The organism is Pseudomonas kitaguniensis (assembly GCF_009296165.1).
In the GTDB taxonomy this organism is placed as follows: domain Bacteria; phylum Pseudomonadota; class Gammaproteobacteria; order Pseudomonadales; family Pseudomonadaceae; genus Aquipseudomonas; species Aquipseudomonas kitaguniensis.
On the sequence record NZ_VUAZ01000138.1, the window covers coordinates 37229 to 45754 of the forward strand.

At 61.2% G+C, this 8526-nt stretch carries 7 protein-coding genes; 2 read left to right on the forward strand and 5 right to left on the reverse strand.

Annotated features, from left to right (window positions below; all coding sequences use genetic code 11):
- The first annotated feature begins 99 nt into the window (after positions 1-99).
- Together F0169_RS22245 and F0169_RS22250 are read left to right on the forward strand one after the other, a co-directional pair.
- Positions 100-441, forward strand: coding sequence for an antibiotic biosynthesis monooxygenase family protein (locus tag F0169_RS22245; protein WP_099239874.1), 342 nt, complete (start codon positions 100-102; stop codon positions 439-441).
- A gap of 42 nt (positions 442-483) precedes the next feature.
- Positions 484-732 carry a hypothetical protein gene (locus F0169_RS22250; protein WP_058414762.1) on the forward strand — a complete coding sequence of 83 codons (249 nt, stop codon included), beginning with the start codon at positions 484-486 and terminating at the stop codon, positions 730-732.
- A gap of 49 nt (positions 733-781) precedes the next feature.
- On the opposite strand, the gene F0169_RS22255 is transcribed toward F0169_RS22250, so the two are convergent.
- From F0169_RS22255 to F0169_RS22275, 5 genes are all read right to left on the reverse strand, one after another.
- On the reverse strand, positions 782-1414 hold the full coding sequence (locus tag F0169_RS22255) for a flavin reductase family protein (RefSeq protein ID WP_058414761.1): 633 nt from the start codon (positions 1412-1414) through the stop codon (positions 782-784).
- Between the two features lie 313 nt (positions 1415-1727).
- Positions 1728-3047, reverse strand: a complete 1320-nt coding sequence (locus F0169_RS22260) for an MFS transporter (RefSeq protein WP_099239878.1) — start codon at positions 3045-3047, stop codon at positions 1728-1730.
- Positions 3048-3332: 285 nt separating this feature from the next.
- Entirely contained in the window at positions 3333-4658 is a 1326-nt protein-coding gene (locus tag F0169_RS22265; protein WP_122250638.1) for a sigma-54-dependent transcriptional regulator, read from the reverse strand.
- The gene (locus F0169_RS22270) at positions 4652-6418 is read right to left on the reverse strand and encodes an ATP-binding protein (protein ID WP_152747632.1); all 1767 of its coding nucleotides are present in this window, start codon (positions 6416-6418) and stop codon (positions 4652-4654) included. The genes F0169_RS22265 and F0169_RS22270 overlap by 7 nt, the downstream gene beginning before the upstream one ends.
- Before the next feature lie 226 nt (positions 6419-6644).
- Positions 6645-8168, reverse strand: coding sequence for a fumarate hydratase (locus F0169_RS22275; RefSeq protein ID WP_048727135.1), 1524 nt, complete (start codon positions 8166-8168; stop codon positions 6645-6647).
- Positions 8169-8526: the final 358 nt, after the last annotated feature.

Here is an 8526-nt window from a genome sequence, read left to right on the forward strand (position 1 = left end):
TGACTAACCGCGCCCACCGCCGCGCCGTTATCTTTGATCCTGTGGCAACACGCCCTCACAGTGTTTGCCGAGCATCACTTCTCAACGGGAGAGTCGAACATGCCAACCCCCATTCCCGCGAGCCATATGGCCTTTGTCCGCGCCCGTACCGGGTGCAGCACCGAACTCGGTGCACGCTTGAGCAGCTTGCTTGAACCTGGCCGCGAGGCGCAGGGCTGCCTGCAATTTTCGTTGCAGCATTCCCAGGTCGACCCCGATGTGTGGCTGGTCGCGGGTTTCTGGAGCAGCGAGCAGGCGATGAGCGCCTACTTCAATTCCCCGGCCCTGATGATCTTTACCGAGCTGTTGAACGACGGCGTGGTCCGTAGCATCGACTTCCAGACCTTTACCGATGCATCCGCCGCGAATGCGTACGGCGAGTACCTGCAACTCGCCGGTTAAGGTTTAGAATGGTCGGCTTTCCCATTGGCCAGGACCTGCAACATGGCACGTAAAGAGTTTGCCCACCACGAAGCCGTTTCCGCCTTGGTGCGTGAAGAAGAGGGTGGCTACAGCGCAGCCATCGCCGTCAAGGCACTGGATGGCATGGGCGCGCCACGCTTTCACAAAATCCTTGAAGGGCAGACCTTCAAGACCGCCTCCGACGCTGACGATGCGGCTGCCGTGCAGCTTGAACGGCTGCTGGATGTGGATGAAGAAGGCCAGTTGGCCTGGGCCACAGCGGCCAACTAACCCAATCCTGGAGGCGGCAAGCCGCCCCAGGATTTTTATGGCTCTGCTGTCAGCTTTTGCTGGCGCCAGGGCGATACATCTTGAACAACGCCTCCGGCCCCAACTGGAAGTAATCCGCCGGGCCACCGCCGCGCAAGATCGGCTCGGCCGCGGCGGTGTCGTACACCCCATCCTTGAGCAGCCACTTGGCGATGTGCACCGCGACCACCTCGCCGAGCACCAGCCAACTTGGCACCAACTGTTGGTCGGCACGTTGCAGCTGAATGATCTGCGTCACCTTGCACTCGAACGACACCGGGCTCTCGCCCACGCGCGGTACGCCGACAATTCTTGAGGCCACCGGCGTCAGGCCGGCCAACTCGAATTCATTCACTTGGGGTGCTACCGCCGCGCAACTCTGGTTCATCTGCTCGGCCAGCGGGCGGGTGGCCAGGTTCCACACAAACTCGCCGGTCTGTTCGATATTGTTCAGGCTGTCTTTGCGCCCGACGCTGGAAAACCCAATGATCGGCGGAATGTAGTTAAACGCATTGAAGAAGCTGTAGGGCGCCAGGTTCAGGCGGCCTTCGCTGTCGTGGGACGAAATCCAACCGATGGGCCGTGGGCCGACGATGGCGTTGAACGGGTCGTGCGGCAGGCCGTGGCCGTTGGCGGGTTCGTAAAAGTGAATATCGTCAGGCATGGCCGGGGTTCCTGCTAGTCAGTTCGGTGAGGGGCTCATACTGCAAGCCATGGCGGCGAATTTCCATCGACTGTATGGAATTTTCATTGATTGCCCACCTATTTTTCACAGCGCCACGTTCAGTCTGCCCGCCAGGTCGACAGCCCCGTATAAGTCGGCCCACTGAAAGACTGAGCTCTGTAGAGCTGTACTGAACTGCCCGAAATGTGGGAGCGGGCTTGCTCGCGATGGCGGTGTAACAGTCAATTGATGTGTTGGCTGTCACACCCTCATCGCGAGCAAGCCCGCTCCCACTTTTTACCGCGTCGCAGCGTTAGTCCGTGGTGATCCGAGAATGTTTGCGGGTGTCTTTCATGGTCACATAAACCACCAGCGACACCGCGATACACGCCGTCACATACCAGTAATAACCGGTTTCCATGCCAATGCTCTTGAACCACAGCGCGATGTATTCAGCCGTACCGCCGAAGATCGATACGGTCAGCGCATACGGCAGGCCTACGCCCAAGGCGCGAATTTCGGTCGGGAACAGCTCGGCTTTCACCACCGCGTTGATCGAGGTGTAGCCGCTGACGATGATCAGCGCTGCCATGATCAGGAAGAACGCGCCCCACCAGCTTTGAATGGTGTGCAGCGTGGTGAGGATCGGCACGGTAAACAGCGTACCGAGGATGCCGAAAGCGATCAGGATCGGCCGCCGCCCGACTTTATCCGACAGCCCGCCGACCAGTGGTTGCAGGCACATGAACAGAAACAGCGTGGCCGCCGAAATGGTGGTGGAGTCGGAGATGCTCATGCCGACAGTGTTCACCAGGTATTTCTGCATGTAAGTGGTGTAAGTGTAGAACGCCAGCGTGCCGCCCATCGTCAGGCCGACCACGGTCAACACTTCCTTGGGGTGGCGCATCAAGGTGCGCATGGCGCTTTCCCTGGATTTTTCCTTTTTGGTGAACGACTCGGTTTCTTCCATGCCGCGCCGCAGGAACAGCGCGACCACTGCGCACAACGCGCCGATGGCAAACGGGATGCGCCAGCCCCAGGCATACAACTGCTCGGTGGTCAGCGTTTGTTGCAGCACGATCAGTACCGCCAGCGCTATGAGTTGGCCGGAGATCAGGGTCACGTACTGGAAGCTGGAGAAGAACCCGCGACGTTCCTTGGTCGCCATTTCACTCAGGTAGGTGGCCGAGGTGCCGTACTCGCCGCCGACCGACAGGCCTTGCAGCAAGCGTGCGAACACCAGCAGGATCGGTGCGCCGATGCCGATGGTGTCGTAACCCGGCGTTAACGCGATCAGCAGCGAGCCGAAGCACATCAGCAATACCGAGGCCATCAGCGCGGCCTTGCGGCCTTTGTAGTCAGCATAGAGGCCCATCAGCCAGCCGCCGATCGGGCGCATGATAAAACCCACGGCGAAGATCGCGGCGGTGTTCATCAACTGAGCAGTGGAGGAGCCGGCGGGGAAGAAGGCTTTGGCGAAGTACAGCGAGAAGGCCGCGTAGACGTACCAGTCATACCACTCGACCATGTTGCCGACGGAGCCGCTGAAGATCGATTTGATCCGGCTGGACGTCGTGCGTTCTTTTGCCGGCGCAGCCGCCGACCCCAAAGGCAAGGTGTTGGAGTTATCCATTGAAGGATCCTTCATCTAATTGTTTTTGTGGAGCGGCGCGAACGCTGCCTGGTTCGGGCTATAGCAGGAGCTGTGCCAAGTAGATGAAGGCCCGGTTTGGAAGGGTTGCAGAATATTTTTGAGCGGAAAGTCGCTGATGGTTTTGGGGGTGTGAGCGGAAATCCGCTTATGGTTGAGGGCCTCATCGCGAGCAAGCCCGCTCCCACACTGGAACGTATTCACAGGCCAAAATGTGGGAGTGGGCTTGCTCACGATGGCGTCCTGCCAGGCAACACACAAACCAGCCTAGATAAACCTCTCGCGCACCAACCCATGCCGCTGCATTTTTTCATTGAGGGTGCGACGCGGCAGTTGCAGTTCGGCCAGCACCGCCTTGATGTCGCCCTTGTGCCGCATCAGCGCCGCTTTCAGGCAGTGGGCTTCGAAGGCTTCCTGCTGCGCCGCCAACGATTGCCCTGCCTCAATGCCTTCCGGCTCCGGCTCGCCGAGGCCCAGCACCTGGCGTTCAGCGACATTCGCCAGCTCGCGCACATTGCCCGGCCAGTCATGGCTGAGCAGCCGCCCGAGTTGCGCGCCGCTCAACGGCTCGACGCTGCGGCCCAGGCGTTCGGCGGCGCTGTGTGCAAAGTGCTCGAACAACAGCGGAATATCTTCGCGACGCTCGCGCAGCGGCGGCAGGCGCAGTTGCGCGACATTCAGGCGATAGGCCAGGTCTTCGCGAAAACGCCCGGCGCGGGCTTCTTCCAGCAGGTCGGGCTTGGTGGCCGCAATAATGCGTAAATCCACCTGAATACTTTGGTTGGAGCCCAGCCGTTCAAGTTTCTGCTCTTGCAACACGCGCAGTAGTTTGACCTGCTGGGCCAGCGGCATGCTTTCGATTTCATCGAGGAACAGTGTGCCGCCATGCGCATATTCGAGTTTGCCGATGCGCTTGCCTTGCGCGCCGGTGAACGCGCCACTTTCGTGGCCGAACAGCTCGGCTTCAAACAGTTGCTCCGGGATGGCGGCGCAATTGAGCGCCACAAAGGGCTTTTTGGCGCGTGGGCCAAAGTCATGCAGGCAGCGCGCGACCAATTCCTTGCCGCTGCCGGTCTCGCCACGAATCAACACGTTGACGGGCAAGGTCGCCAGGTCCAGCACCTGGCGTCGCAGGTTTTGCACGCTGCGCGACACACCCAACAGGCTGCACTCCAGTTGCGCGCGGTGGTCGGCCTGTTGATGCAGGCGGCGGTTTTCCAGAATCAGCCCGCGTTTGTCGAGGGCGCGGCGCAGGCTGTTGAGCAAGTCCTGCGGGCTGAAGGGCTTTTCCAAAAAGTCGTAGGCACCGTCGCGCATGGCTTCGACGGCCATTGGCACATCGCCGTGCCCGGTGAGCAATATCACCGGCAAGCCGGCATCACGGCGCTGAACTTCGGCCAGCAGGTCCTGGCCGCTTAGCCCCGGCATGCGCACGTCGCTCAGAATCACGCCGGGGAAATCCTTGGGCAGTTGCGCCAGGCATTCCTCGGCGCGGCTGAACAGCTGCACGTCAAACCCTGACAGGCTCAACCATTGTTCGACGGCCGTGCGAATGCTGGCTTCGTCATCCACCACAATCACTGCGTTCAACATGGTTCGGGCGTCTCCAGCGCAATAGGCAAGGTCAGGGTAAATACGGCGCCGTCGCCATGGTTGCCGGCGACCAAGCGCCCGCCCAGTTCGTGCACGATGGCGTAGGACACCGCCAACCCGAGGCCGAGCCCATCACCCACGGGTTTGGTCGTAAAGAACGGGTCGAACACGTTGTTCAGGTGTGCCTCGGCAATCCCGCCGCCGCTGTCGCTGACGCTAAGCTGCCACAGTTGCTCATCGCCGTGCAGGCGGATTTCCAGGCGTTTGCGCGGCTTGCCGGCCATTGCATCAAGGGCGTTGCGCAGCAGGTTGATCAACACCTGTTCCAGGCGGATTGCATCACCACGTACCCAGGCCGGGCGAGTCAGGTCCAGCACCACGCCGATGGCTTCATCGCGCAGGCGCGCGTCGAGCAAGTGCAGGGACTGGTCGACCACGGTCGCCAGGTCAAGACGTTCGCGCAGGCCGCTCGGGCTCTTGCGCGCGAACGTCTTGAGGTGGCCGGTGAGTGCGGCCATGCGCGTGAGCATCTCGTCCAGTGGCGTCAGCGCCTTGTAGGCGTCTTCCACGCGGCCGTGGTCGAGCAGCAGCCGCAGAGTTGCTAACTGCATGCGTTGGGCGGTCAGCGGCTGGTTGATTTCGTGGGCGAGGGCGGCCGACATCTGCCCCAATGCCGCCAGCTTGGCCGATTGCACCAGGCCATCCTGGGCGGTGCGCAGCGCTTGAGTGCGCTCTTCGACAAGCTGTTCAAGCTCTTCGCGGCTGCGTTGGCGTAAACGGCCGAGGCGCCAGCGTTGGGTCAGGAGCAGCGCCAGAAACACCAGTGCCAGCCAGGAACCCGCAGCGGCGAGGCCGGCGTTGCGCTGGTCTTCAAAGGCGAACTGCGGTTTGCGCAGCAGGTGCAAGGTCCAGCCCTCGGCCTTCAAGGGCAAAGATTGCCAGAGATAATTGGCGCTGCCGTCCGGGCCGTTGACGCGCATCAGGTGGCTGTTTTCGTCAAAACGCTGCAACGTTTGAGCCTCCAGCGGTTGCAGGTGTTTTTTGTCGTATTGGCGGGTGGCCGCAAGGTCGGCGAGGTCGTCGGCCGTCAACGCACGCAGGTTGCGATAACGCCAGCCGGGCTGGGTGGCGATAAACACAATGCCGCGCGCATCGCTGATCAGTAGCAGGTCGTTGCCTTGAGCCCACTCGCGTTCAAGTTCGGGGAATTCCAGCTTGACTACCATGGCGCCGAGGAACTGTTCATGTTCATCGACCACGGCGCTTGAGAGGAAGTAACCCGGAATGCCGGTGGTCACCCCCACCGCATAAAAGCGCCCGGTGCCCTGGCTCAAGGTCTGGCTGAAATAAGGCCGAAACGCGTAGTTGTGCCCGACGTAGCTGCTCGGCAGGTTCCAGTTACTCGCCGCCACGGCCAGGCCGGTACGGTCCATCAGTTCGAGGGTAGAAGATTGCGCGGCGCCATTGATGCGCGCCAGTTTGCGGTTGAGCACGTCTTGGGTGGTGGCATCCAGCGGGCTTTTCAACGCGCTGATCATTTCCGAGTCCAGCGCCAATACGGCGGGGAGGGCGCGGTAGCGTTCGATCAGGGTGTGCAGCGAGTTGCCGTACAGCGTGAGCTGTTGATGGGCGCGGGCGGCGTCGTCGACCAACGCCTGGCGCTCGGCATGGCGCGTGGCCAAGGCAGCGGCCAGCACCGCGCCGGCGATGATCAGCAGCGAGTAGAAGGTCAGGCGCAGCGGGCGAGGGATCACGATCATACGGTGATGGGCAGGCACGGTAAGGGGTGGGCACCATAGCATGCGCGGCCTGGATCTTGTGGGGCCTGGCTTTTGTGTGGGGGCTTGTGTGGGGGCTTATGTGGAAAGGGGCTTGCTCCCGATGGCAGTGTGTCAGCTGCGCACAGGCTGACTGACACTCACTCATCGGCAGCAAGCCCCCTCCCACATTTACTGCGTTCAGCGTTTGTCCTAGCGGGTGAGGTGCTTACTGCACTTCTACCGCCAGGCTTTCACTGATTTTTTTCTGCCAGATGGCAGGACCGGTGATGTGTACGGATTCGCCTTTGCTGTCCACCGCAACGGTGACCGGCATGTCTTTCACGTCGAACTCGTAGATCGCTTCCATGCCCAGTTCGGCGAACGCGACGACGCGCGACTTCTTGATAGCTTGCGCCACCAGGTAAGCCGCGCCGCCGACGGCCATCAAGTACACCGCTTTGTGGTCTTTGATCGCTTCGATGGCGGTTGGGCCGCGCTCGGATTTGCCGATCATGCCCAGCAGGCCGGTTTGCTCAAGGATCTGACGGGTGAACTTGTCCATCCGCGTCGCGGTGGTCGGGCCAGCAGGGCCAACCACTTCTTCGCGCACCGGATCAACCGGGCCGACGTAGTAGATGAAGCGGCCCTTGAGGTCTACCGGCAGGGTTTCGCCCTTGTTCAGCATCTCGACCATGCGCTTGTGCGCCGCGTCGCGACCGGTGAGCATTTTGCCGTTGAGCAACACGGTTTCGCCCGGCTTCCAGCTCTGCACGTCTTCCGGGGTCAGGGTGTCGAGGTTGACACGGCGGGCCGACGGGCCAGCCTCCCAAACGATTTCCGGGTAGGCGTCCAACGATGGCGCTTCCAGCGAGGCCGGGCCGGAACCATCCAGCACGAAGTGCGCGTGGCGGGTGGCGGCGCAGTTGGGGATCATGCACACCGGCAGCGAGGCGGCGTGGGTCGGGTAGTCCATGATTTTGACGTCGAGCACGGTGGTCAGGCCACCCAGGCCCTGGGCGCCGATGCCCAGTTGGTTGACCTTCTCGAACAGCTCCAGGCGCATCTCTTCGATACGGTTGGAGGGGCCGCGCTTTTTCAGCTCATGAATGTCGATGGACTCCATCAACACTTCCTTGGCCATCACCGCCGCTTTCTCGGCGGTGCCGCCAATGCCGATGCCGAGCATGCCCGGTGGGCACCAGCCGGCGCCCATGGTCGGAACAGTCTTGAGTACCCAGTCGACGATCGAGTCGGACGGGTTGAGCATGGCCATTTTCGACTTGTTCTCGGAACCGCCGCCCTTGGCCGCCACGTCCACTTCCACGGTGTTACCCGGGACGATGGAGTAGTGGATCACCGCCGGGGTGTTGTCCTTGGTGTTTTTACGCGCGCCTGCCGGGTCGGCGAGGATCGATGCACGCAGCACGTTTTCCGGCAGGTTGTACGCCTGGCGCACGCCTTGGTTGATCATGTCGTCCAGGCCCATGGTGGCGCCGTCCCAACGTACGTCCATGCCCACGCGCACGAACACGGTGACGATACCGGTGTCCTGGCAGATCGGACGATGGCCGGTGGCGCACATGCGCGAGTTGATCAAAATTTGCGCAATGGAGTCACGCGCTGCCGGCGATTCTTCGCGCAGGTAGGCTTCGTGCATCGCCTGGATGAAGTCAACGGGGTGGTAATAGGAAATGAATTGCAGGGCGTCGGCAACGCTCTGAATCAGGTCGTCTTGTTTGATCACGGTCATGAGTCGCGCTCCTCTATAAGGGAACATTCAATAAAGGTGGCTTCAGTGTTGCATCGGTCGGCTGAAGCCACCTTTCCAAGGCACGCCAAAGTGGTGCAGGCGCGACGCTAAAAAGGCGCGGCAGTATAACCCGGTGCGGTAGCCGATACACCCGACTATGGTCAAAGTCTGTGGGAGGTCCTACTGGATCTTTGATGTCGCGCTGTCGCGCGGCAAACGGGCTTGGGATGTTCTTCAGGTTGGGTATATATCCGGTATTGGGGTTATGGCTTATATCGGTTTCGCTCTTACAGCGAGTCACTTTTGATAGATCCGGAAGCCGGCCCAGTCAAAAGTGACCAAAACGCTCTCGCCCCAC